Here is a 24537-nt window from a genome sequence, read left to right on the forward strand (position 1 = left end):
GGCGGCGTCGGGGGAACAGCCCGGGTTCATGGCGACTTGTCTCAAGCTGCATCCTTACCCCGTGGGACCCGCCTCATAGCAAAAGTGAAGCTTGGCTCCGCGCTTGGAAAGCTTATTGACCATTGATGCCACCGACGCCGGCTCCGAGGAGATGTCGCCTAAAAACCGTACCTCGCCGTTGCGTGCTCCGTCAGCAATCGCCACCGAAATCTTCAACTTCGACGTATCCAAGCCGATGAAAATTACGCTATCCTCTTTCATGGTTCGCCCTCGCTAAGCATGGGGCAAGGCTCCGGCCTATCCAGAGCAACCCCCGATTTTAGCTTAACGCGGGGGCGGGCCACCTTCACCAAGCGAACATACGGTCTAGGTCCAAACACCCGTCTGTGGCTTTAAGACTGCTTGGTGTGAAGTCGTTGACGCGCAAGTAAAGGACGGTGATCATCCTTGCATCGTACGAGGATTCGCCGAGATGGATTCTGATCAGGGCAGAGCAATTGTGCCGAATGTTTCCGGTCCACGCCCAAAGCTCCACAATTGGATGATTGAGGAGCGTGAGTATGACCGGCAGGAGCAGAGACGTGGGCGACGGTATGCATATGAATCTGTCGACGCCCGCCGCACGGCCCTGATCGTAATCGATATGGTCCCGTTTTTCGTTGAGGAAAGCGGCTACTGCAGAGGGATACTGCCCAACGTCATTCGCCTCGGAGACGCCCTTCGCAGCGCTGGTGGCACCGTGGCGTGGGTTGTTCCGGGCTCCGATCAACCTCACCCAGACCTCACACGGGAGTTCTTTGGCGAAGAGGTAACCGAAGTATTCAGGACGTCAGGCGGCGCTGGCCCGATATCGGGGAGAGTGTGGGCTGGCCTGTCACCGCAAGCGGAAGACCTGTATTTCGAGAAGTCCGCCTATAGCGCGTTTTTCCCTGGCTCTTCAGACCTGCCTGCGGCCCTTGGCGCTCGCGGAATCGACACGGTCATCATCACCGGAACCGTGACGAACATCTGCTGTGAGTCCTCGGCCCGAGACGCCTACGCCAGCGGGTTCCGGGTAGTTTTCGTAGCTGACGGGACGGCTGCAAGGCGCGATCAGGACCACAACGCAGCACTTCACAATATCTATCGGAGCTTTGGCGATGTGCGGCCGACAGATGAAGTTATCAGTCTTTTATCCACCTAAGTGGAGGCTGTGGTTGGGGGGACCGATCTCGGGGCCGTCGAGACCTATTTCCCCGATTTCATCTCACGTCCAAGCGCATCAATATTTCATCATGGAATGTGTCGCCGACCTTGAGGGCCTCCGCTTCCAGGGCCCAACGTTTAAAGCCCGCTGATTCATACAACTTGATAGCCGGATCGTTGTTTGCTTCTACGCAAAGCCGAAGCGATCTTACTGATGGTCCAAATTCCGCTACTGCCGCGTTGAGTAACTGCCGAGCCAAACCTTTTCCCCGCGCAGCCGGGCTCACGTACATTCCCCAGATGGACCCAATGTGTTGCGTCTTCTGGCCTTTGGAGCGGGAGATGCCTATGGTCCCTACGATCATTTCCCCTTCGGATATACCGCCGATGACATGTCCGTTTTCGAGCCGTTCGGCAAAGCGAGATTCGGGCTGATCCTGCTCTTCCTCCCAAGAGGCTCCAAACGCCTCGGGATGCTCGCGAAGTGCCCGGAGGCGGACTTGCCTGAATGCCGACGCGTCATCACTGCGGAGGCGGCGTAATGCGAAGCGTTCCAATACAATCCCCAATTCAAATATATCTGATTATAAAACCAAGGAACATAATCATGCACTTAAACATCAAACTCAAGACCGTGTCCTCTGGCTAGGCTCGCTGGAGCCGCCGCGACTATCTCGTTGATGACATCGATGTCGCCGACGAGAACGACGGTTTCTATGCCGCGTGTTATCGCGGTGTAGAGCATGGTTCGGTCCAGCAGCTTCGACCGGACGACGGGGATTATGACCCGCTTGAACGCCGATCCCTGAGCCTTGTGGACGCTGATCGCCCAGCCGTGGGTGAGCTTCTCAAGGTCGGCCGTAGTGATCACATCTTCAGCGCCGTCGTCGAACCGTACCCAGGCACCCTTAGAATGAGACTTCGTGACGACGCCCAGGGAGCCGTTCATGAACCCCGCGCAGATCGGATCGCAGTCACCTTGTCAACGACAGGTTTCCCGTCAGCGGTGAGCTGAGGGGCCTTGTCTTCTCACCACATTGAAGGCCATGATAAACGGCGCCTATGGGAATCAAAAACTATCTGATCGAAGGCGGTTCCGGCACTGGAAAAACATCGGTCGCTACCGAACTGGAGCGGCGGGGCTACCATGTCGTCCATGGTGACCGGGTCTTGGCCTATGTCGGCGACCCCGAGACAGGCCAGGCACTCGCAGGACCGCCCGAAGGCGCGGACCGCATCGTTTGGGGATACGCGCACTGGATCTGGCCTGTCGACAAGGTCCACGCTATTGCTGCCGACACCACATATCCTGCCACCTTCTTCTGTGGCGGCTCGCGCAATGTCCACAAATTCCTGGACCTATTCGACAAGGTTTTCGTACTCGACATCGACGTAGAGACGTTGAACCGACGATTAGATGGGCGGCCGAATGAGCCGGGCTTCGAGCCGGCCGAGCGGGCGTTGGTACTCCGCTACCATCATACCCGGGAATATCTTCCCGTCGGCATCAATATCGACACGGCGGGTACCGTCCCAAGTGTCGTCGACGATATCCTCGCTCAACTCACCTGACGCCCTGAAAGTATTGAGAATGGGATGGGGAGCACTCGATTATTGTGGGAACGCTAGCCGTCTGAACGGCTCACAGGCGGCATTATCGCTTTCGTAGTCGACCGGCAGCTCTTAGAACGACAAACCGGTGTCTTAACGATCGACATGAGGCGCACACCGGCCGTGCTAGTCGTGAGCGCCGATCTTCCACGCCGCTTAATCGAGATTGTTGTTGTCGCGGTCATCGGCGATCGGGCGGTGCTTCCTCGCCGGAACGAGAAAGCACCGCCATGTCACGGATTTAGCCTCACCCGACACTCCGGCCACTTGAGACCTCGCCTCTTCTGCTCACCTTGGCCGGAGCTCCAAGAGTCAGCTGCGGGGCTGAAGCAACGCCAGAACGATAGTCGATGCCGCTAAGACGGCTGTAAATGTCAATGGCGCTGAGGCACCATAGTGATCGACCACATAGCCGCCGAATAGCGCACCGATGCTGATGGCGACCTGGAACGAAACGACCATCAGGCTGCCAGCAGCCTCCAAGGCGTCCGCTGCGCCCCGGGACAAGTTGGTAGGCAGTACCACCGGAGCCATCCCAAAAGCGAAACCCCAAAGTGTAACCAGGGCAAACGCGATGCCGCTATGTGCACCCCAGAGTACGAGAGCAAGCGCCGAAAACGCCATCAATACGCCGGTGACAGCGAGCGCCATGCGGATATTTGCGTCTGCCAGTCGGCCGCCGGCGACATTGCCGATCACAGCGGCGATGCCAAACCCGAGGAGCGCCAAGGCAATCGGCCCGGTGCCAAGGAGCGTCACTTGTTCGAGGAAGGGTCGCACGTAGACCGAGCCGGCAAAATGTCCCGTCATCAGCAAGAGGATGGCAAGCATTCCAAGTTGAACAGTGCGCCGTTTCGTCAGCCGGAAGACGTCGGAAAGACTATTGCTTGTGCTTGCGGGTAGCGTCGGCAAGCTGAGTATCTGCAGCAGCATCGCAATCGCTGCGAGCCCTGCAGTCATGGCCGTGGCGGCACGCCAGCCGAGCCAATCGCTAATCAAAGCACCCATAGATGGTGCAGCTATGGTGGCAAGAGAGACGCCGAGGGTGACTATAGCCATACCCCGACCTGTCGCATTGGTGCCAACCAATCTCGCCACGACGGCAACTGAAAGCGCCCAGAAACCACTGAGCGCGATGCCCAGCCCGGCTCGGCCCAACAACAATAGCCAAAAATCCGTCGCGAGCGCGGCCACGAGATTGGAGCCGATAGCCAAGGCACTTAGGCCAACCAGGACAGTCTTCCGGTTCAGTTTGCCGATGAGAACATTGCTCAACAAGGCCGTCACCGCGCCAACAGACGCGGTGGCGGTGACAACCTGACCGGCGGTTCCCTCGCTGACGCCAAGGTCACGCGCCATTGGCGTCAACAGACCTGCCGGCAGGAATTCAGCCGACACCAGCGCAAAGCTTGTGGCTGCCATTGAAATAACGGCAAACCAGGTCGTGGGGCTCCATGTACTCGGGACGGTAGAATCGAGGCCAATCGCGGGGCCGTCAAGCTGTGATGTTGTGTCCGTCATTGAAGTACCTCCAAGGTTTGGAGGTCTTAATAGCGGAGTCTAACAGGATGATATGTGTCCTAAAGTCCGAATTCTATGTCCGTTCGTCCGGAAATGGTGCGGCGCACAACGCCAGGTGAAACGCTGGTGATGCGCTTGAAGGCGCGAGCGAAAGAAGCTTCAGATTCATAGCCCAGTTGAGAAGCGACCTCGGCAACCGACATGTTTTGACCGAGCAACTCTCGTGCAAGCTGCATGCGCAGACGGGCGAGATACCGTGCCGCGCCTTCCCCTAAGATGGCGCTGAAGCGTTCCGCGAAGATCGAGCGCGATTGACCTGCCACGCCAGCAAGAGTCTCAAGCGTCCAGTCATGGCCGGGATCTCGGTGCATGGCTGCCAGCGCACGACCGATATGAGGATCACGGATCGCGGCGAGCCAGCCGCTGGTCGAGGCTCCGCTGCAATTGACCCAGCAGCGAATAAGCCGCGCGACGAGTACGTCCGCCATGCGTGACAAGACCGTGGCGCTGCCTATCTGGGGCTGCGACGCCTCTGCCGTCATGGCGGCGAGGAGGGGGCCGACGATCGGATCATTGCCAGCAACATCACAACCCTTGATGATCGGTGGCATCAGAGCGATCAACGGGTTGAGGGCATTCGCACCCAAAGCCATGGAACCGCAGAACAAGGTGCTCGTCGCTCCTGTTCCTTCCTGCACCACTTCGCAGACATTGCCCCCCAACTTGGTGACCTGGCAGCTCTTAAGCGAGTCCCCGACAACATCAGGCTTACTGGCCAGTCGGTGTTCGACACCTTGTGGCAACAACACCAGATCGCCGTCTTGCAACTCCTGCCATCCTTGGGCTTCGGTATGGATCCAGCATGGCCCCTCACTGACGAAATGAAAGCGAAGCAGCTGTTGCTGCGGAAAGGCGATGCTCCATGGATGACGTAGCTCGCAGCGGCCGTAGTTGACTCCACTCAGGCGAAAGTCCTGTAGAACTTCGCTTAGTGCGTCCGTAGGAATTTGCGTCGGAGACTGGGATGAACGATCAAGCATTGGGATAATTTATATGCCGACCGTCCGGACTGCAAGTAAGGCATCTGTGTCATGGCCGGCTCTGAGGTCATCAATGGGAATGGGAGCAACTGACCCTCTCCGCAACGCCTGAAGCTGAGGGACCGGATGTATTGGTGGTCCTCGGAAGTAGGGACCAGTTCTTTTCCCGCCCGTCAGTCCTGTATCCCCATGTGAAAATAGCAGTTCTCGAAGGAGAAACGCACATGGCAATCCTCTCGTCATTTCTGGATAGCCGACCATAACGCTTATCCTCGACGAGCCCTTTCATCTGTTCCCTGCGCCAAAAGAAGGGCCGGTTCCGGGAACGTCGATCTGTACCGCGAATGACCGCAGTGAGGGCGCATAGCCGCTCGATAGGACTGCGAGAATCCAGAATGCTTTCCCCAAGCAGCTTGGCCCCGCACGCAGCGGGGCCGCACATTGTCAAATCTCTGTATGCTCCGCCAGTTCCAGCGCATCCTCGATGTCCACGCCCAGGTACCTAACCGTTTCTCGATCTTGGTATGTCCAAGCAGGATCTGGATTGCACGAAGATTGCCCGTCGCTTCGGTGACGAGGGTTCCGATCTTGATCTTAACCGGATCGCAGCCTTGTAGCTTACTGTCGATTGCGAGATCGAACAGCGCCCGGTCTCGCATGCGCCCCTCCCTAGCGAGGAAGAAACGAATTGCCCAAATCTGGCGCCGCTTCAGGGGCTTCTTTACGCCGACCTTCCGGCCGACGTTCCATGCCGGTCGACCGAGTGCAGCAGGATCGTATTGCGCGGTACCCATTTGAGTTCTCCTTCGGCCACCATTGGCCGTCGGAAAAACGTGCGAACGCAAGGAGCGACGGGGCCGTAGCCGGCGGACTGCTTTCGGGGAGCAGGCGCTGAAAGCTGACATTCGTTCATTAGCGGCTCGAAGGTCCGCTTGACCCGCAGCAGACGATTTTGCTGCCCGCCGCGGTGCATGACCTCGAATGACCAGTCTACGGCAGGAAAGTTCGGGACGCTTGCGCTTTCTGCGCGAGCGGGTTACATGCTGAACTAGATGGTTCAGTATTTAAGTCCTCCCCTCGATCTCTCGTTTGCGGCGCTGTCCGATGCGACCCGCCGCGGGATCATCGATCAGCTTGGGCGAGGGGATGCGTCGATCACCAGTCTCGCGGATGAGTTCCAGATGACGCTGACCGGCATGAAGAAGCACGTCCAGGTTCTCGAGCGTGCGGGGCTCGTCGTCACGCAGAAGGTCGGACGGGTGAGAACATGCAAGCTTGGGAAACGCGGCCTCAAGGCGGAGGCCGAGTGGATCGAGGCGCATCGCAAGCTCTTCGAGGCTCGCTTCGAAGCATTGGACGAAATCATCAGCGAAATGAAACAGGCGGGAAGCCATGACTCAGCAAGTTAACAGTGCAGGTGGTGCGCAGAACCGCACGTCAGTCGAGCGCAGAGGGGATCGCGAACTCGTCGTAACGCGGACATTCAATGCGCCGCTGAGCACGGTTTACAGGGCGTGGAGCCAGCCTGAGCTGTTCCAGCGCTGGTGGGTGCCAAAATCGGTGTCCGGCGTTTCGCTCGTATCGTGCGATATGGACGTCCGTACCGGCGGCAAATATCGGCTGGAATTTGCCGCCACGGGTTCGGACACCATGGCCTTCTATGGCAAGTATCTCGAGGTGGTGCCGAACGAGCGCATCGTCTGGACCAACGACGAGGGCGAAGAGGGCGCGATCACGACCGTGACCTTCGAGGACCAAGGCGGGAGGACACTAGTGAATTTCCACGAAGTCTATCCGTCCAAGGAGGCGCTTGAGGAAGCACTACAGGGCTCGGCGGCCGCATTGCCGGAGCAGTTGGATCAGCTCGACGAATTGCTTTCCAGCATAGGCGAGTAGCGCGGGTCGGGAAACTCGCCTCGGGGGAACGTCTGCTCTTGGGAAGTGACCCCACCGGCCTTTCTGGCCGGAGCGTGGGCGCGTATCCGCCAGACATTCGCCGCTAATTCGAAAAGTGCCGAAATACCTTGATCAGGTCAGCTCGTTGGCGGAGCGTTCCCAGGTAGAGTGTCTTCTCACCAGATTGAAGGCCATGATAAACGGCGCCTATGGGAATCAAAAACTATCTGATCGAAGGCGGTTCCGGCACTGGAAAAACATCGGTCGCTACCGAACTGGAGCGGCGGGGCTACCATGTCGTCCATGGTGACCGGGTCTTGGCCTACGTCGGCGACCCCGAGACAGGCCAGGCACTCGCAGGACCGCCCGAAGGCGCGGACCGCATCGTTTGGGGATACGCGCACTGGATCTGGCCTGTCGACAAGGTCCACGCTATTGCTGCCGACACCACATATCCTGCCACCTTCTTCTGTGGCGGCTCGCGCAATGTCCACAAATTCCTGGACCTATTCGACAAGGTTTTCGTACTCGACATCGACGTAGAGACGTTGAACCGACGATTAGATGGGCGGCCGAATGAGCCGGGCTTCGAGCCGGCCGAGCGGGCGTTGGTACTCCGCTACCATCATACCCGGGAATATCTTCCCGTCGGCATCAATATCGACACGGCGGGTACCGTCCCAAGTGTCGTCGACGATATCCTCGCTCAACTCACCTGACGCCCTGAAAGTATTGAGAATGGGATGGGGAGCACTCGATTATTGTGGGAACGCTAGCCGTCTGAACGGCTCACAGGCGGCATTATCGCTTTCGTAGTCGACCGGCAGCTCTCAGAACGACAAACCGGTGTCTTAACGACCGACATGGTGAAGGGTTTCGGGTGCCGTCAGGCGTACGAAAGCCTCTCATGCAGGAACCCGCGGTCGGCATTCCGTGAGCTATGGGGTTTTGTGTATCGGATCTTCCGGCGGGCCGCTGCTCGCAGCGTCGCTTGTCGGTCCCAGCGGGTGAAGATTGGTGTTTTCGGGTGTGACGGCCGAGAGTTTCGTGGTGATTGGGAGAGCGTTTGGCCGGTTGGAAGCCAGCGCCATTCGGACTGGCGCAGGCCCTCCCGTTGGCCGGCTCTGTTTTGAGTGGACCATATGAATGGATCTGCCATGCCGGGTCATGACGCACTCTCCCGGTTCGTTGTTGCCTTATCTGGCGGTCCGCGCGGTTGCCGCCAGCGTTCGAACACCTTGACGACGATCATACGTCCGCCGCAGCATGGGCATGGCGGGCGGATATCGTTCGGCTCATCGGTTGCGTCGTCAGCGGGCGCGAGCGATGCTGATCTTTCGGGAGCTGCCGGCGAGCAGACCGTAATGCCGGATGCGGTGGAACCCGCGCGGCAGGACATGGAGCAGGAAGCGGCGAATGAACTCGACGGTCGCGAGCGTCATGATTTGCTGCCGGTCGCGGCCGTCGCGGCGGTAGTCCTTGTAGCGGAAGGTGACACCGGTCTCGTCGAACGAGATCAGACGACTGTTCGAGATGGCCACCCGGTGCGTATATCGTGACAGATAGGCAAGAACCGCCTCAGGTCCCGCGAAGGGCGGCTTGGCATAAACGACCCAACGCTTCTTTCGCACCGGCGACAGGTACCGTACGAATGCCCGACGGTCAGTGAGATGCGCAGCCGAACCGAAGAAGGCGAGCCGCCCGGCATCGTGGAGTTGGAGCAGTCTCGTGAGGAACAAGCGCCGGAAGAGCTTGCCTAGCACACGCACCGGCAAGAGGAATGCAGGACGTGACGATATCCAGCGTGACCCATCAAGGGAGATGCCGCCGCTTGGCACGATCATGTGAACATGGGGATGATGGGTCATGGCCGATCCCCATGTGTGCAGCACGGCGGTCATGCCGATGCGCGCGCCGAGATGCTTCGGATCGGCGGCGATTGTCAGCATCGTTTCCGATGCGGCCTTGAACAGAAGGTCGTAGACGAGCGCCTTGTTGTAGAAGGCGATCGCGGCGATCTCGGCAGGCAGCGTGAAGACGACATGGAAGTATCCGACCGGCAAGAGATCAGCCTCGCGCTCGGCGAGCCATGTGCGTGCGGCGGCGCCCTGGCACTTCGGGCAATGCCGGTTCCGGCAGGAATTGTAGGCAATGCGCCACTCTCCGCAATCCTCGCAGGCCTCGACATGGCCGCCCAATGCAGCGGTGCGGCAGTGCTCGACCGCCGACATCACTTTGAACTGGGCCAAGCTGAGGTGTCCCCCATGGGCTTTCCGATAGGTCGGCCCGGCAACACGGAAGATATCGGCGACCTCAATCGAGGTGCGCATGGCTCAGCCGTCGGGCGTTTTGCCTTCCATCAGCGCCATCAGCCGGTCGAGGGGCCCTGCGACCGCGTGAATAGTCCGGGTGGAGACCTTCGCATAGAGCGCGGTCGTCTCCAGCTTGCTATGTCCGAGCAGAACCTGGATGACGCGGATATCGGTGCCATCCTCCAGAAGGTGGGTGGCAAAGCTGTGCCGTAGGGTATGCGGGCTGACGCGCTTGTGGATGCCGGCGACCTCCGCAGCTTCCTGAACCGCGCGATGCAGTTGCCGCGACGAGATCGGGTCGGTGCGACTGCGCCCCGGAAACAGCCAGCCATGAGGCAGCATCACGCCGCGCCGCTTTCCTTCGCGCCACCACAGTCGCAGCAGTTCAAGGAGTTGCGGAGAAAGCAGGGCATTGCGATCCTTGCGTCCCTTGCCTTGTTCAACGCGGATCAGCATGCGCGTCGAGTCGATGTCATCGACCTTGAGATGCGCGACCTCGGAGACGCGCAAGCCCGCGCCATAGGCCACGCCAAGCGCCGCTTTGTATTTGATGCCTGGCGCCGCCTCGAGCAACCGCGCAGCTTCCTCCATGCTCAGCACATCGGGTAGCTTGCGTGGATTGCGGGTTATCACCAGCGCTCGCGCCAGATCCCGCCGCTTTAGCGTCACCGCAAACAGAAAGCGTAGCGCCGAAACCGTGCCGTTGATCGTGGCCGGACCCACACCGTTCTCATGCTGATACAACTGGAAATGTCGTATGTCCTCGACCATTGCGGTGTCAGGGGTACGCCCAAGAAACGTGGCGAAGCGCCGGACATGACGGATGTAGTCCTGCTGAGTGTGGGATCCCAACCCTCGCATCACCATGTCTTCCTGCATGCGCTGGCGAAGCGGGGTGGTCGGGGCATCATTGGAGAAGCTGGCCATTGAACGTTCCTCTCGTTGAAGGGAACTCAATGGTCAGGCAACACCAACAGCCTGCCCAGAACTTCAGATAATCACACCAACCTCACCGCGCACGCCCTCCCGCGAAGCGGGTTCGTGCATGAGGCGCAAAGCAGTCGGACCCCTCGCGACCCCAAAGCAGACCTTCGCAGCATGAGCACGACGGCCAGAAAGCTGCTATAAATAATTGCGCTGTCATCTTACGCGAAATCAACGAGCTGGTCCGGACTACCGCAGATTGAGAATACCCTGGCGCTGTGGCGTTTCATGTAAGGGCGGTGATGGCTGGATGGATTTGTCGATCGTAAAGGGCCAACTCCTCGGCGGTTGGCGGCTCGAACAGCTTCGACCACCTAAGCAGGTCCGCCCGCGAGATGTCGAACGTGCCGACTGGAAGCTCGGCGTTTCGCCGGGAGACCCGGTCCCAAAGCTCGTCAAAGGGAACGTCGAGGACGCAGAGGACGACGCGGGCACCAGTTGCGCGAGCTTCCTCCCGGCAGGTTTCGCGTTCTGCCCGTGACCACACTCCCCAATCCACGACAACGTTACACTGAAGCCTGAGGGCACGCAGAGCGATCTGCCATTGTAGGGTCTCGACCCGACCTCGGCACGGACCAGTTTCGGCTTCTGGCGTAGAGATGCCGGGGTAAAGCTTGTGCATCCAGTCGTCTCCGGTCAGCCGGAGGGCAGATGCTTCGTATTCGATTATCTCGGCGAGCGACGTCTTCCCCGAACCGGGAAGACCGCAAGTGAGGTAGAGCGTGGGCATTGGAAAATCTCTGATTCTGGCTTGGCAAGTGGAACTGGCCCCGCGGTGTCGTGCGGGACTGCGCTTCGCTCAATGCCGCAAGGCGCGGCCAATCAGAGGTGTGTTGCCATAGTCTATCTTGTAGGACCGCTCTGCTCGGGGGTCAAGACGGACGCATGGGTGAGCTGACAGATGAGGTCGTCTAACCCATTGGCTGCTTTGTGGTACCTCCAATGCGGAGAACATCGCCGATCTGCGAGGAGTACGATGCTCCGGAAGGGTCTTCAGCGGTCCGTCTGATCAACTATTAGCTTTTTCCCGCTTCCGTGCGTTTGAAGGCGTCTCGCTGCGTAATCCCATAACTCATGCTCCGGAAGAGATCCCGATCGCCAGTCCGTCGCCACGTGGATCATGTGCGCCGGTCGCCATGCCGTCCTCGTCGATAACGATCACACCTGCCTGCCCTGCAAGCGGGCTCTGCGCCTCGATCGGTGACAGTGCGTGGCCTCGTGCGGCCAGTTCGGCAAGCACTGCTTCGCCGGCATCGCTTTCTAGCTTGAGGCTGTCACGGCTGTCGGAAAAGGTCTTGCCGAGGAGAAAGCGTGGACCGGCCAGCGCTGCTGCTGGTTCTTCGTCGAAGTCAATCAGCCGGGTCAGCAGCATTGCCAGCGTCTGCGGCTGGCCGTCTGCGCCTTGCGTGCCGTAGAGCAGCGCAGGCTTGCCGTTGCGCAGGCCGAGGCCGGGATTCAAAGTATAGAAAGGCCGCTTGCCGGGTGCGATGGCATTGACATGCTTGGGATCCGACGAAAAGGCAGCCCCGCGGTTCTGCCACAGAATACCCGTATCGCCGACCACCACGCCGCTGCCCCAGTCGAAATAGGTGCTCTGCAAGACGCTGACGCTGCCGCCCTCTGCGTCGGTGGCGGCGAAGAACACGGTGTCGCCGCTGCGAAAGAGTGCTGGCCATTCGAGTGCCCGCACGGGATCGATGGAGGCCGCCACCTGCGCGAGATGCTGCGCGCTCAGCCATTCCTCCACGGGCTGCGGCGCGACATCGGGATCGGCAATACCGCCGCGGTCGAGGAAGGCGCGTTTGACGGCTTCCACGCAGAGGTGCAGATGGTCAGCGCTGCCGGCCGTATGGACGGCGAGATCGAAATGAGCAAGAATGCCCATGATCCCCAGTGTCGACAGACCCTGTGTTGGTGGGGGCGGCGCAAGCAGTTCCAAACCGCGATAGGAGAGGCTGATCGGCGCCACTTCGCGTGTTCGGGTCGCCTTGAGATCGTCGGCAGTCAGCGGAGAACCCGCCGCCTGCAGCCCTGCCGCAATGCTCGTCCCGAGCTCGCCGTCGTAGAAGGAGCGCGGCCCGTCGCCGGCAATCAGCGAAAGTGACCGCGCCAGATTCCTCTGCCGAAACAGACTTTTTGTTTCCAGCGCCGCGCCATCCGGCATGAAGAGCGCGGCAAAACCCGGCCAGCCGGCCGCCTCCTCTTGCCGGAAGGCAAGCCAGAAGCTCTGCGAGCGCGTGATCGGAAAGCCCTGTTCAGCGTGGCGGATCGCATCGGCAAGCAAGGCAGGAAAACCGATCTTTCCACCCCAGTGCTGCGCGGAATACTCATGCGCGTGCCGCCACGCATCGACGGCGCAGGCCGAGGTCAGCGCCGAAAGCGGCCCGCGCAGCGGAATGCTGCCGTCGAAATCCGGCAATTTCTGCGCCGCCTGGCCGATGCCAAGAAAACATGTCTTCCGCCCGATACGATCGGCAACGATCCAGACGGAGTCGCCGCCAAGTCCGCAGAAATGCGGATAGACGACGGCAATCGTGCTGCCGATGGCGATCGCAGCCTCCAGCGCATTGCCCCCGGCCCGCAGGATCGCCGCGCCTGCCTCGCTCGCCAGCGCATGCGGGCTTGTTACCATACCACCGCGTCCGGCCACCTGCTTTTTAGAATCCCGATCCGTCAGTGTCATCGCGATCAAATCCCACTCGGTCTATCGCCTATACAGCGCACGATAGGTCCGATAGCCCCGATCATAAACCGCCGCATTGTCGGGGTTGGGCTCGATCCTTTCACCTTGGCCGACAAAGGCGGTCACACCGGACCAATCCTCGGTCAGTCCGGCACCGATTGCCGCCGCCCAGGCGACACCGAGACAGGAGCCGGGATGGCCGGTGAGACCCTGTAGCGGGTGCTGCAGCACGTCGGAAACGATCTGCATCCAGATCCGGCTCTGCGAACCCCCGTCTGAAACGATGAAACGCGTCGTCGGATGACCGATGTCGTTCAGCACGTCGATATGATGGCGCAACGCATAGGCATAGGCTTCCAGCATCGCCCGCCAGAGATGGCCGATATGATGCGACAGCGTCAGCCCGTCAATCAGGCCGCGCGCGCCGGCATCGTGGATCGGCGTCTTCTCGCCGAGGAAGTAAGGCAGGATCGTCAGCCCGTCCGCACCGGGCGTGCATTGCGCGGCCAGCCGGTCGAGAAAGCGGTGCGCGGATATTCCCTCTGCCTTTGCCGCGACCTCTTCGCGTCCGGCGAAGGTGCTGATGAACCAGTTGAGCCCCGAGCCGCCGGTCGACATGCAGCCGTTCGGCATGTAAAGCCCGGGCACCAGGTGATAATCGAGAAACATGCGAGGATCGGGCAGCACGGCATCCGTCGCCGTCAGGATGTCGACGGCACCCCCGAATTTCAGCAGCACGTCGCCCGCCTTGTTGATACCCGCGCCGAAGGCCGAGGCGATCATGTCGGCTGCCCCGCCGATGACGGGCGTTCCGGGTGCAAGCCCAGTCGCCTTGGCGGCGTCGTCGGTCACATGGCCAAGTACCGCATGTGACACCGCTTTCCCAGGAATGGCGCCTCGCCGAACTCTGGCAAGCCCGATCAGTTCGTCGTCGAGCTTGCCGGTATTGATATCGACGAAGCCCGCTTCCAGCGCCCAGTTCTGTTCGATCGCCTTTTCGCCGGTCAGTTTCCAGTTGATGAAATCATAGGACCCCATGACTGTGGCAATGCGCTCGAAAACAGCGGGCTCATGCCGGGCGATCCAGCGAAGCTTCGCTGTCACCAACTGCTGATTGATGCCGTTTCCCGCTCTGCGCAGAAAATCCGCCTCATCCCACTCGGCCTTAAGTTCCTCGACCTCTTCGCCGCAGCGCCCGTCGCTCTGCTGGATGCTGGGCCTCAGCACGTAGCCGGCGTCATCGAGCAGCACGACGGCCGGCAGCATGCCGGTCACGCCGACGGCCGAGATTTCCCCGGCCTCGATCCCGCTCGTTGCAATCAGTTCTCTGGTGATCTCGCAGACATTCGACCACCATTCCGCCGGGTCTTCCTCGGCCCAGCCATGCTGCGGGGAATGAAGCGTCGACGGTCGTGAGGTGAGGCCGAGGACGCGGTTCGGCAGTTCGATCAAGATGCCGATGGTGGAGGTGGTGCCGATATCGAGGCCGAGCGTGATGGACATAGCGGCTCCCTTCACTTAGCGCAGCCTCTCGACGATCTCCATGAAGCGCTTTACCCGGTCGCCGTCGACCGGGTTCCACGTATTGCCGTCCACCTTGAAATGCGTGCCGATGATGACGCCGCTGGCAACGCTCAATATGTCGCGCACATTATCCTTGTTGACGCCGGTATTGGCAAAGACGGGGACATCCTTGACCGTCTCGCAAACGCGCCTGAGGTCCGATTGATCGACGGCCTGTCCGGTGAGTGGTCCCGACACCAGGATGGCATCGGCGAGCGACGAGAACACGGCGCTCTTCGCCCTGAGTTCAATCGGGCGCTGGTCCAGCGAATGGGCAAATTCCGCGTTGATGTTGAAGAGCATCTTCATCTCGCCGCGGCCGAGGCTATGCCGCAACCGTGCCGCCTTGGCGCAATCGGGCTGCCAGATGCCCATGTCGGAGGCGAAGACGCCAGTGAAGATCTCGCGAACGAAGCTTGCACCCGTCACCGCACCGATCGCAACGCTTGCCGAGGGATCCCAGAGATAGTTGACGCCGAACGGCACGGTCAGATGCGGCTTCACCCGCTCGACGATCGTGGTCATTGCCGCCAGCCCTTCCGGCGGCGCCTGGAAGACGTAGGGCCGGTCATTCTCGTTGCCGAACATGATGGCGTCGACACCGCCCGCCTGCAGCTTCTCGACATCGGAAAGCACGTCGTCGACGAGCTTGTTCACACCGCCGGCGGCGTCATAGGCGGGCGAGCCGGGCAGGGCTCCGATATGCGCCATGGCGATGACCGCCTTCTTCTTGACGCCGAAAAAATCGAAGACCATGCGAGAACTCCTGAAGCGGAATCGAGTGGACGGGCATCCGCTGGGGGACGGATGCGTGGAAAAGCAAATCAAAGCAGTGGCTGCTCCTCGGGCGCGATGCGCACCTCGACGCCAGCGGCGGTGAGGGCATCGGCAAGATCGGCCGGCGGCATGGCATCGGTTATCAGCATGTCGAATTGTTGCAGCGGCGCGATATGCACCAGCGACATGCGCTTGAACTTGGTGGAATCGCAAAGCACCACCTTCTGCGTGGCGCGGCGCAGATAGACCCGCTTCATGTCGGTGTCCTCGAAGGAATAGTCGTAAATTCCCTGCTCCGTAATCCCGGACACGCCGAGGAAGGCGATGTCGAACCAAAGCTCCTCGAATTGCGTGACGGCCGATTGGCTGCTGATCGCCATTTCCTCGCCACGCATGCGCCCGCCCGGCAGGTAGACCTCGCCAAAGCCGGCGCCGAGTTGCATGGCGTTGCGCACGCTGTTGGTGAAGATCTTCGTGTGCGGCTGGTTGAGCAGCAGGCCGGAAAGCAGATAGGTCGTGGTGCCGACGTCGAGTGCCAGGGTGCGCGCTCCGGCGGCAACGCCTGCCGCCGCCATCGCGATGGTCCGCTTCGAGGCGGCATTGCGCGTCAGCCGGGATTCGAAAGTCGGCTCCTCGCGGTCGACAGCCTCGTTGGCGATCGGCTCGAAGGCCTTGCCGCTGCGCACCGCGCCGCCATGGGTGCGCACCAGCCTGCCGTCCTTTTCGAGTTCGATCAGGTCGCGGCGGACGGTCATTTCGGACACGGCAAGCTGGGAGGCGACATCGCTGACGGAGACCGCGCCCTTGCGCGCCAGCGTCTCCAGGATGCGCGCATGCCGCACCTGGGCCAGAACCTTCGGTTTTTCCGCTGCGGCGACCATCTGCTGTTCCGCGTCCATGAACCGTTCTCATCCTCCCGCCGTCGTAACTCGTGGCTACGATTGTCTGATTGTTGCTTCCTATGTATCGAATGACTCGAACAAATTCAAACATAAAGTTTTCTTGTTGTGTATGATTTTGTTGTTATATGATCGGTGATGTTTCCAGTCGATGAGGGCGAACATGCAGTCTCCGAGCTTTCCAGAACTATCCGGCAAGCGTGCGATCGTAACCGGCGGGGCGACTGGGATAGGGCGCGCGATCGCGACCGCGCTCTCCCGCCAGTCGATCCAGGTGGCGATCTGCGACATCAACCTGGCGGCCGCCGAACAGACGGCGGCCGAGATCGGCAACGGCGCCACTGCCTATGCGATCGACGTTCGCAAGCGCGCCTCCGTCGAGGCGACCTTTTCCGAGGTGGTCGAAAGGACAGGCGGTTACGAGATCCTCTGCGCCAATGCTGGTGTCTCCACGATGCAGCATGCGCTGGAACTGACCGACGAGGAGTGGGACTATAATTTCGACGTCAACATTCGCGGCATCTTTCTGACCAACCAGATTGCCGCCCGGCGCTTTACGAGCACCGGCACCGGCGTCATCGTCAACACCGCCTCGCTCGCCGCAAAGATCGGCGCGCCGCTGCTGGCCCATTATTCCGCCAGCAAGTTTGCCGTGCTCGGCTGGACGCAGGCGCTCGCCCGCGAGCTCGCGCCTTCGGGCATCCGCGTCAACGCCGTCTGCCCCGGTTTCGTCAAGACCGGCATGCAGGAACGCGAGATCGCCTGGGAAGCGAGCCTGCGTGGTGTCACGCCCGAACGCGTCGTTGCGGATTATATCTCCCAGACGCCGCTCGGCCGGCTGGAAACGCCTGAAGATGTGGCCGATGTCGTCGTTTTCCTCTGCTCGAATTCGGCCCGCTTCATGACCGGGCAGGGCGTCAACGTCACCGGCGGCGTTTACACGACCTGATCCGTCAAGGATCTGCAACAGGCCTCCCGTTCAGCAAGGAAAGAGCATGGCTGAAATCGTCTTCGACCAGATCAGCAAGAGCTATGGCGATGGCTATGCGGCGATCCGCAACCTGAACATGACCATCCGCGACAGCGAATTCCTGGTCCTCGTCGGCCCCTCCGGCTGCGGCAAGTCGACGGCGTTGCGTATGATCGCCGGCCTGGAGGAGATCACCGATGGCCGCCTGACGATCAACGGTGCCATCGTCAACGACCTTGCCCCGCGCGATCGCGATATTGCCATGGTCTTCCAGTCCTACGCGCTTTACCCGCATCTGACGGTGGCAGAGAATATCGGCTTCGGCCTTCGCGTCCGCGGCCTCGACAAGGCCGACATCGCCCGCAAGGTGCAGGAGACGGCAAAGCTCCTGGAGCTCGAGGACTATCTCGCCCGCAAGCCCGCCCAACTCTCCGGCGGCCAGCGCCAGCGCGTCGCCATGGGCCGGGCGCTCGCCCGCAGCCCTCAGGCCTTCCTGATGGACGAGCCGCTTTCCAACCTCGATGCTCGCCTGCGCGGCCAGATGCGCGCTGAAATCGCCCGCATGCAGAAGATGTCGGGCATTACCACGGTCTATGTCACCCACGATCAGGTCGAAGCCATGACCATGGGCGATCGCGTCGCCGTCATGAAAAGCGGCGTCCTGCAGCAGCTCGGCACGCCGCGCAGCCTCTACGATCAGCCGGCCAATCTGTTCGTCGCGAGCTTCATGGGCTCGCCGGCGATGAACCTGCTGGCGGCCGATCTCTTCGCGACGGAGAACGGCCCCGAGGCCCGCTTCGGCCAGGCCTCCATCCTTTTCTCGGGCGAGGTGCTCGCCGAGCGGCCGCGCATCGCCTCCGCCGTCGGTTGCGCCGTTGTGCTCGGCATCCGACCGGAAGCATTCCAGCCGGTCGACGCAGGCGGTCTCACTGGAACCGTTGCCTTCGTCGAGGATCTCGGCGCCAACTTGCTCGTTCATGTCGATGTCGAGGCCGCCGACCGGCTGAAGTCGCTTTCGGCCGAAGAGGACGACGTAGCGCTGTCCGCCCCGCGCCTGCGCCTCATCATTGACGGCACCCGCCGCGTCAAGATCGGCGAGCGCCTGTCGCTTGCCGCCGACCCCGCCCGCATTCACGTCTTCGATGCCGCGACCGAAGCGGCGATCAGCGCTTGAGCGCATCGTCTCTTTAGTGAATGCCTTTTGTCAGGCCCTGCACGAAATAACGGTTGAGGAAGAGCACGATCAGTACGATCGGGATCGTCGAAAAATGCGCCAGCGCGCCGAGTGTGCCCCAGGTGATGTCCTTCGTTCCATAGGCTGAAAGCAGCGCCACCGAGATCGGCTTGGAATCGAGCCGGGTGAGAAACATCGGGTAGAGGAAGTCGTTCCAGGAAAACATCAGGCAGAACAGTGTGGAGGCGACGACGCCTGAGCGCACCGCCGGCAGCGCCACGCGCCAGAAGGAGCCGAACAGCGTACATCCATCCGTTAGCGCCGCCTCTTCCAGCTCCTTCGGCAGGCTGCGGAAATAGGAAAACATCATCCAGGTGACGAAGGCCGAATTCAGCATCGCGTTGATGAGGACGACGGCGACCCAGTTGCCGAGCAGCCCGACATCGCGCATCATCAGATAGAAGGGGATCAGCGCCGCCACCGCCGGCACCATGCGGATCGCCATGAAGAAATAGGCAACTGCAATGGCATAGCGGCTGGTCGAGCGTGCCAGCGCATAGCCTGCCGGCACGCCGAGAAGCAGCGACAGGATCACCGAACCGCCGGCGATCAGCAGGCTTGACGATACGAGGCTCCAGACGTCGAACAGGCGGAAGACCGTCGCGAACTGCTCGAGGGTCGGTGTAAAAGTCAGTTTTGGCGGGATCGAGAAGATGTCGCGCGACGGCTTGTAGGCGGTCGATGCCAGCCACAGGAAGGGCAGCAGGAAAAAGGCGAGCATGACAAGGATGAAGGCGCGCTCGCCGATGCGGCTGAGGGTGCGTGTGCTCATCGCCCGTTCGCCTTTCTGTCCGCCTTGCGGATCAACAGGATGAAGCCTGCCGCGATTACGGCGATGCAGACCAGTGTCAGGTTGGAGATCGCCGAGGCGCGGCCGATATTGAAGAATTCCAGCCCCTGCTTCACCGCATGCAGCATCAGCGTGTTGGTCGCGTTGCCCGGCCCGCCGCCCGTCGTCACGTAAACGCTGTCGAAGATGCGGAAGGCATCGATGGTGCGCAGCGTCAGCGCCAGCAGGATCGAAGGCAACATCAGCGGAATGACGATGATTCTCAGCCGCTGCAGCGCCGTTGCCCCATCCACTTCCGATGCCTCGAGAATATCGCCCGGCAGCGCTTTCAGGCCAGCAAGCAGGATCAGCGCCACCAGCGGCGTCCATTCCCATATGTCCACGAAGATAAGGGTCGCCAGCGCCGAACTCGGATTGGCGAAAAGCCCACGCGGATCGGAAAGCCCGAACTCGGCGAGATAATAGCCGACGAGTCCGTAGTCGGCGAGCAGCAGCGCCCGGAAGATCAGTCCGACCACCAGCGGCGTGATCGTCACCGGTATCAGGATCAGCGCCAGGCAGATCCGGTTGAAGCGGTCGTCGCGCCAGAGCGCCAGCGCAATGGCAAAGCCGAGCAGCAGTTCGACAGTCACAGCGCCGACCGTGAAGATGACGGTATTGACGAAGGCCCCGCGTGTCACCGGGTCGGAGAGAAGGTCGACATAGTTGCCGAGGCCGACGAAATGCGTCCGCGCTGGCTTGAGCAAATTATATTCGTAGAGGCTGAACCAGATGCCCTGCGCCAGCGGCCAGACGCCGATGACGAGCACGTAGATGACGGCCGGCAGTGTCATCAGGATGAAGAACAGCCGCCTGCGCTCCAGATAGGGAACGCTCAAGGCCGGGGAGGGCTTCAGCGCGGAAGTGAGGGATAGGGTCACGTCATGTCCATCGGGTTCCTGGTTCGATGCGCGTCCCGGGGATCGAGCCCGGGCTCACCCGATCATGAAGCCCGAGGCGCATCGGATCAATGGTCTCGAAATGGCAGGGCCGCGACATAGGCCGCGGCCCTGGGGAGGAAACCGTTTTGTTCTTAGAAGAGCTTTGCAGCGGCTTCCTGAGCGGCGTCGAGCGCCTTCTTAGGATCGGCATTGCCGACGAGCACGTCGTTGACGGCGGTGCCGAGCAGGTCCTGAATCTCTGGATATTGCGGGATGCGCGGACGATATTCGCCGTCACCATGCTCGAAGGTTTCGGCGATGACAGGCAGGAAGGGGAACTTCTTCAGCAGATCGGGGTCGGTCATCTCGCTCTTGCGCAGGAAGCTGCCGGCGCCCATCATGTTGAATTCCTTGTGCACCGGCGGACTGACCAGCCACTTGATGAAGGCCCAGGCGGCTTCCTTCTGCGTGTCCTTGATGCCGGCGTTGATCGCCATGCCCCAGCCGCCGATCCCATAGACCTTCGGCAGACCGGCGCCGCGGGGCGCCGTCGTGATCGCCACCTTGTCGACGATCTTGGAAATCGACGGATCATAATAGCCGGGCGCGCCGACCGACCATGTCTGCATGGTCGCGGCAATGCCCTGGCGGAAGCTTTCCTCGCGTCCGCCCCAGTCATAATTAACGGCGCCGGGAGGTGCCGCTTTCATGAAGAGGTCCTTATAGACGATCAGGCTCTTGATATTGGCTTCGGAATTCAGCGCCGGCTTGCCGTCGGAGCCGAGGATCGAACCGCCCATCTCGGTATTGTACTGCATCCAATCCTGGGCGACCGCTGGGCCCTTCTGGCCGTTGGCGACGAAGCCATAGGTCTTCTTGCTGGGGTCGGTCAGCTTGTAGGCGGCCTCGACCATTTCCTCCATCGTCGTCGGCGCCTTCAGGCCGGCGGCGTCGAAGAGATCCTTGCGATAGGCAAGCACGTTGGCATAACCGGCAAAGGGAAATGCGACCTGCTTGTCTCCCCAGTGGCCAAGCGCGTTGAGAAGCGTCGGATAGATGTCGTCGAGCTTCAGTTCGGCGGCGTCGCGCTTCATCCACTCGGTGAGATCGACGGTGTATTTGTTTTCTGCATATTGGCCCGCCCAGACGATATCCATCGTCACCAGGTCGTAGCCGCCGGTGCCGCCGACGAAATCGGTCGTGGTCTTGGTCAGCAGCGAGCCGTAATCGAGAATGTCGACCTTGACGTTGGCGCCCGTCTCCTCGGTGAACTTAGGGGCGATGGCAGCCAGAACAGCGGCGAACTGGTCGTTCTGCGAGGCAAGCGTGAGCGTGATGCCCTCATATTTCTTGTCGGCGCCGATGGCGGAGCCCACAAATGCGACCGAGACGAGGCCCGCCATCGCCAATTTCCGTGTGAGACTGTTGAGCGATTTCATGTTTGCTCCCCTTTTTTGATTGGCTTGAGGCACTATACATCAAACAAAATCGCACTCAAGCGCACTTGACAAAAAAGCGCAAACATTAAAAATCACAAATTAGAACATATTCGCGCAGATATGTCCATATTTTGTGCGCGTTGCATAAAAAATAGCAGGGAGTTGATCATTCCCTGCGCGTCTATACTGTCCTGTCCAACGCGGCGAGCTGCACATTCATGAAGACCACGCCGGATGAGCGCCTGAGAGAGCTGGAACGCCGCGCCCATGATGAAATGGCGCGCATTGAGGCGCTCTGCGCCGGCTGGTCGACGCTGGGCGATGAAGACCGCGACGACCTGCATTCCGTTGTGATCTGCGGCGCTGGCCTCTCCGGCCTGTATCGCCTTCGCCCTGAAGCGGCGCGGTATCAGGTCCGTTCATGTGATCGATCAGAGCGAGGAGGGCCGCGAAGGCCCCTGGATCACCTGCGCCCGCATGCAGACCCTGCGTTCGCCCAAATATCTCTCAGGCCCGGATCTCGGCATCCCGAGCCTGACGCTGCGTTCCTGGTACGAGGCGCTGAATGGCGCCGACGCCTGGGAAGCGCTCGACAAGATCGGCCGCCAGGACTGGATGGCCTATCTCATCTGGTTTCAAAGGACCGTCGGCATCGACGTCGAAAACGACACGACGCTTTCCTCGATCGATCAGGGGGAGGGCGGACTCGCTCTCACGCTGTCAAAGGGTGACGGCACCAGCCGCACGGTCACCTGCCGCCAGCTGGTGATGGCGACCGGCATCGACGGCTGCGGCGGCCCGCGCATACCTGCGATGGTCAAGGCGCTGCCGAAATCCGCCTGGACACATAGCAACGAGTCGATAGCGATTGATTTCCTCAAGGGCAGGGATGTCGCGATCCTTGGCGGCGGCACGTCGAGCTTCGACTGGGCGGTGGCGGCGCTGGAAACCGGCGCCCGAGAGGTGACGATGTTTGCGCGAAGCGCCGATCTGCCGCGCACCGAGGTTCTCGCCTGGACAAACTTTCCCGGCTTCCTCGGCCATTTCGCCGACTTGCCGGATCTGGAGCGCTGGCGGTTCGCCCATCTCTACTTCAATTTCAAGGTGCCACCGACCCAGGAGCAATATGACCGGGCCCGTAGCCACCCTGGTTTCACCATGCAGCTCGGTTGTGGTGTCCGTGAACTCTCGATGGACGGCGGCAAAGTCAAGCTGACGACCGCAAACGGCACTTGTCATGCCGATCATCTCCTGCTCGGCACCGGTTACGAGATTAATTTCGCGCTCCGGCCCGAGCTTGCCGGCCTCGTCGGGGCCGCAGCGTTCTGGAAGGATTGTTTCCAACCGCCACAGGGAGAGGAGAACGCCCTGCTTGCCGACCATCCCTATCTCGGCCCTGGTTTTGAACTCACGCCTAGATATGCCGAAGCCGGCTGGGTCTCGCGCATCCATATGTTCAATACCGGCGCGCTGGCGAGCCTCGGCCCGGTCAGCAATGGCGTCACCGGTCTCAAATACGGTGTGCCACGCATCGTCAGCGCCTTGGTGAAAGCGCTGTTCATCGAGGACTCCAACCGGTATCTTGCAGCATTGGCCGCCTATGACGAACCGCATTTCGATCCCGGCATAGACGAAGACGTCACGACATCAAGGGAGGTTTTGGCATGAGACAGGCTGCCGCCGTTCAATTTTCGGGATTGGAGACCGTCTTTTTGCGGGCACGCGAGGATAGCGTCGAATTTCCCTATCTGCTGGCCAACCATGTTCCGATGGTGCTGATCGCGCTCGATCGCCTCGGCGCCTCGCCGGAACGGCTGGAACAATGGTACGAGCAATATCACGAGAGCCATGCACTCCCGCCCGTGCCGCCGCCGATTGCCCCGGTTGTCAGGGCGCAATGGGCCGAGGCGCTCGGCGATCGCACGCGTGAGGCGGATTACCGTGCCTTCTTCATCGCCGAAACCCGCCGGCTCGGCATCGATGCCGTCATCCGTACCTATTTGCCCGCCATGGTGAACGGCCTTGCCGGCAGCGCCACGCATCCGCTGATGCGCCTTGCCTATGGTGTGCTCAAGAAGGACGACCAGGAGGTTGGCACTGCGCTCGGCTATTGGGCGGCCTGCTATCTGCCGCTGCCATCCGCGACCGGTGCCGCGCCCGATACGGATGATCCGGGGAGGGTGCTTGCCGATGTCGGCAATATTGAAGGCATCCGCGATTATGAGCCAGAAACCGATCTGCTCTGGCATAATATCCGCGCCGTCGCCGCACTTCCGGGCTTCCGCCCCGTTATCGACCGCCTTGCCTTCAATGCCGATACACCGCGCCGTATGGCCGCGACCTCGCTTGCCCTCTTTGCCGGAACCATGGATTTCTCCGCACTCCATTCCGTCACCGGTATGCACTGGCTGCGCCTCGTCTCTCCGCACCTCGAAAATGCCGAGCCTTTCTACCGCGCCTTCTGGCAGGTGATCGCCTCGCTGGTGCCGAAGATCGGTTTTCCAGCCCTCCCCACCGCCGAGGCGCTGGAAGAAATGCGCAGACGACAGGCGCCCGCCTGGGCGGAGATCAAACGCGCCGCGGTATCCTCGGACGACGAACACGATGTCAGCCTGGTCTTTTCTGCCTTGCAGGAGGAAGAGGTGTGGAAGGATCCGCTCTATCGCGTCGTCGCGGCGCGCCGGGTCGGGCTGATTGCATAGCGGATGATGGA

At 60.9% G+C, this 24537-nt stretch carries 21 protein-coding genes and 4 pseudogenes; 9 read left to right on the top strand and 16 right to left on the bottom strand.

All coding sequences use genetic code 11. The features are described from left to right. Nucleotides 1-57 precede the first annotated feature (57 nt). A pseudogene (locus WGT02_RS22880) lies at nucleotides 58-261 on the bottom strand (IS110 family transposase); the annotation flags it as partial. Between the two features lie 211 nt (nucleotides 262-472). Here WGT02_RS22880 and WGT02_RS22885 point away from each other — a divergent pair. Continuing rightward, nucleotides 473-1183, top strand: coding sequence for an isochorismatase family cysteine hydrolase (locus WGT02_RS22885; RefSeq protein ID WP_024317139.1), 711 nt, complete (start codon nucleotides 473-475; stop codon nucleotides 1181-1183). Between the two features lie 58 nt (nucleotides 1184-1241). On the opposite strand, the gene WGT02_RS22890 is transcribed toward WGT02_RS22885, so the two are convergent. Both WGT02_RS22890 and WGT02_RS22895 read right to left on the bottom strand, forming a co-directional pair. After that, entirely contained in the window at nucleotides 1242-1742 is a 501-nt protein-coding gene (locus WGT02_RS22890; protein ID WP_024317138.1) for a GNAT family N-acetyltransferase, read from the bottom strand. A 56-nt stretch (nucleotides 1743-1798) separates the two neighbouring features. After that, nucleotides 1799-2134 (bottom strand): ATP-binding domain-containing protein, encoded by a 336-nt coding sequence (locus WGT02_RS22895; protein ID WP_024317137.1) that lies wholly within the window; start codon nucleotides 2132-2134, stop codon nucleotides 1799-1801. 113 nt (nucleotides 2135-2247) lie between these two features. Here WGT02_RS22895 and WGT02_RS22900 point away from each other — a divergent pair, with 113 nt between their 5' ends. Continuing rightward, nucleotides 2248-2757, top strand: coding sequence for a nucleoside kinase (locus tag WGT02_RS22900; protein WP_040680883.1), 510 nt, complete (start codon nucleotides 2248-2250; stop codon nucleotides 2755-2757). Between the two features lie 351 nt (nucleotides 2758-3108). Here the strand turns inward: WGT02_RS22900 and WGT02_RS22905 are convergent, their stop codons facing one another. The 3 genes and pseudogenes from WGT02_RS22905 to WGT02_RS22915 form a co-directional block, all read right to left on the bottom strand. Next, a complete protein-coding gene (locus tag WGT02_RS22905) occupies nucleotides 3109-4317 on the bottom strand; it encodes an MFS transporter (RefSeq protein ID WP_024319146.1) in 1209 nt (402 codons plus the stop codon). A 59-nt stretch (nucleotides 4318-4376) separates the two neighbouring features. Then, on the bottom strand, nucleotides 4377-5357 hold the full coding sequence (locus WGT02_RS22910) for an AraC family transcriptional regulator (RefSeq protein WP_024319145.1): 981 nt from the start codon (nucleotides 5355-5357) through the stop codon (nucleotides 4377-4379). A gap of 444 nt (nucleotides 5358-5801) precedes the next feature. Further along, a pseudogene (locus tag WGT02_RS22915) lies at nucleotides 5802-6151 on the bottom strand (hypothetical protein). 258 nt (nucleotides 6152-6409) lie between these two features. Between WGT02_RS22915 and WGT02_RS22920 the strand changes: the two are divergent. The 3 genes from WGT02_RS22920 (at nucleotide 6410) to WGT02_RS22930 (ending at nucleotide 7972) form a co-directional block, all read left to right on the top strand. Then, a complete protein-coding gene (locus WGT02_RS22920) occupies nucleotides 6410-6766 on the top strand; it encodes a helix-turn-helix transcriptional regulator (protein ID WP_024319144.1) in 357 nt (118 codons plus the stop codon). Then, on the top strand, nucleotides 6750-7253 hold the full coding sequence (locus WGT02_RS22925) for an SRPBCC family protein (RefSeq protein WP_024319143.1): 504 nt from the start codon (nucleotides 6750-6752) through the stop codon (nucleotides 7251-7253). The genes WGT02_RS22920 and WGT02_RS22925 overlap by 17 nt, the downstream gene beginning before the upstream one ends. A gap of 209 nt (nucleotides 7254-7462) precedes the next feature. Further along, nucleotides 7463-7972 carry a nucleoside kinase gene (locus tag WGT02_RS22930; protein WP_040680883.1) on the top strand — a complete coding sequence of 170 codons (510 nt, stop codon included), beginning with the start codon at nucleotides 7463-7465 and terminating at the stop codon, nucleotides 7970-7972. Nucleotides 7973-8418: 446 nt separating this feature from the next. Here the strand turns inward: WGT02_RS22930 and WGT02_RS22935 are convergent. From WGT02_RS22935 to WGT02_RS22965, 7 genes and pseudogenes are all read right to left on the bottom strand, one after another. Continuing rightward, nucleotides 8419-9583: pseudogene (locus tag WGT02_RS22935) on the bottom strand (IS91 family transposase). A gap of 3 nt (nucleotides 9584-9586) precedes the next feature. Then, nucleotides 9587-10492, bottom strand: a complete 906-nt coding sequence (locus WGT02_RS22940; protein WP_040680778.1) for a tyrosine-type recombinase/integrase — start codon at nucleotides 10490-10492, stop codon at nucleotides 9587-9589. 283 nt (nucleotides 10493-10775) lie between these two features. Then, nucleotides 10776-11279 (bottom strand): AAA family ATPase, encoded by a 504-nt coding sequence (locus WGT02_RS22945; RefSeq protein WP_208246928.1) that lies wholly within the window; start codon nucleotides 11277-11279, stop codon nucleotides 10776-10778. Between the two features lie 342 nt (nucleotides 11280-11621). Then, nucleotides 11622-13181, bottom strand: coding sequence for a gamma-glutamyltransferase family protein (locus tag WGT02_RS22950; protein WP_024318451.1), 1560 nt, complete (start codon nucleotides 13179-13181; stop codon nucleotides 11622-11624). 72 nt (nucleotides 13182-13253) lie between these two features. Next, nucleotides 13254-14735 carry an FGGY-family carbohydrate kinase gene (locus WGT02_RS22955; protein WP_024318452.1) on the bottom strand — a complete coding sequence of 494 codons (1482 nt, stop codon included), beginning with the start codon at nucleotides 14733-14735 and terminating at the stop codon, nucleotides 13254-13256. Nucleotides 14736-14750: 15 nt separating this feature from the next. Beyond that, entirely contained in the window at nucleotides 14751-15551 is an 801-nt protein-coding gene (locus tag WGT02_RS22960) for a BtpA/SgcQ family protein (RefSeq protein WP_024318453.1), read from the bottom strand. A gap of 68 nt (nucleotides 15552-15619) precedes the next feature. After that, nucleotides 15620-16471, bottom strand: a complete 852-nt coding sequence (locus WGT02_RS22965) for a DeoR/GlpR family DNA-binding transcription regulator (protein ID WP_024318454.1) — start codon at nucleotides 16469-16471, stop codon at nucleotides 15620-15622. 163 nt (nucleotides 16472-16634) lie between these two features. On the opposite strand from WGT02_RS22965, the gene WGT02_RS22970 reads away from it, so the two are divergent. Both WGT02_RS22970 and WGT02_RS22975 read left to right on the top strand, forming a co-directional pair. Next, nucleotides 16635-17420, top strand: coding sequence for an SDR family NAD(P)-dependent oxidoreductase (locus tag WGT02_RS22970; RefSeq protein WP_024318455.1), 786 nt, complete (start codon nucleotides 16635-16637; stop codon nucleotides 17418-17420). A gap of 46 nt (nucleotides 17421-17466) precedes the next feature. Then, complete coding sequence (locus tag WGT02_RS22975) at nucleotides 17467-18615, top strand: ABC transporter ATP-binding protein (RefSeq protein WP_024318456.1); 1149 nt, start codon at nucleotides 17467-17469, stop codon at nucleotides 18613-18615. A 13-nt stretch (nucleotides 18616-18628) separates the two neighbouring features. Here WGT02_RS22975 and WGT02_RS22980 read toward each other — a convergent pair whose 3' ends face one another. The 3 genes from WGT02_RS22980 to WGT02_RS22990 all read right to left on the bottom strand — a co-directional run bounded on the left by WGT02_RS22980 (nucleotide 18629) and on the right by WGT02_RS22990 (nucleotide 21824). Continuing rightward, nucleotides 18629-19447, bottom strand: a complete 819-nt coding sequence (locus tag WGT02_RS22980; RefSeq protein ID WP_024318457.1) for a carbohydrate ABC transporter permease — start codon at nucleotides 19445-19447, stop codon at nucleotides 18629-18631. Continuing rightward, nucleotides 19444-20385: a carbohydrate ABC transporter permease gene (locus WGT02_RS22985; protein WP_225039988.1), complete on the bottom strand. Its 942-nt coding sequence runs from the start codon at nucleotides 20383-20385 to the stop codon at nucleotides 19444-19446. Before WGT02_RS22985 ends, WGT02_RS22980 begins: the two co-directional genes overlap by 4 nt. Nucleotides 20386-20537: 152 nt before the next feature. Then, on the bottom strand, nucleotides 20538-21824 hold the full coding sequence (locus WGT02_RS22990; RefSeq protein ID WP_024318459.1) for a sugar ABC transporter substrate-binding protein: 1287 nt from the start codon (nucleotides 21822-21824) through the stop codon (nucleotides 20538-20540). 218 nt (nucleotides 21825-22042) lie between these two features. On the opposite strand from WGT02_RS22990, the pseudogene WGT02_RS22995 reads away from it, so the two are divergent. Together WGT02_RS22995 and WGT02_RS23000 are read left to right on the top strand one after the other, a co-directional pair. Next, a pseudogene (locus WGT02_RS22995) lies at nucleotides 22043-23492 on the top strand (FAD-dependent oxidoreductase). Next, the gene (locus tag WGT02_RS23000; RefSeq protein WP_024318461.1) at nucleotides 23489-24526 is read left to right on the top strand and encodes a questin oxidase family protein; all 1038 of its coding nucleotides are present in this window, start codon (nucleotides 23489-23491) and stop codon (nucleotides 24524-24526) included. Before WGT02_RS22995 ends, WGT02_RS23000 begins: the two are co-directional and overlap by 4 nt. The last annotated feature ends 11 nt before the right edge of the window (nucleotides 24527-24537 follow it).

It is taken from the genome of Rhizobium sp. T1470 (assembly GCF_042140505.1).
In the GTDB taxonomy this organism is placed as follows: Bacteria; Pseudomonadota; Alphaproteobacteria; order Rhizobiales; family Rhizobiaceae; genus Rhizobium; species Rhizobium favelukesii.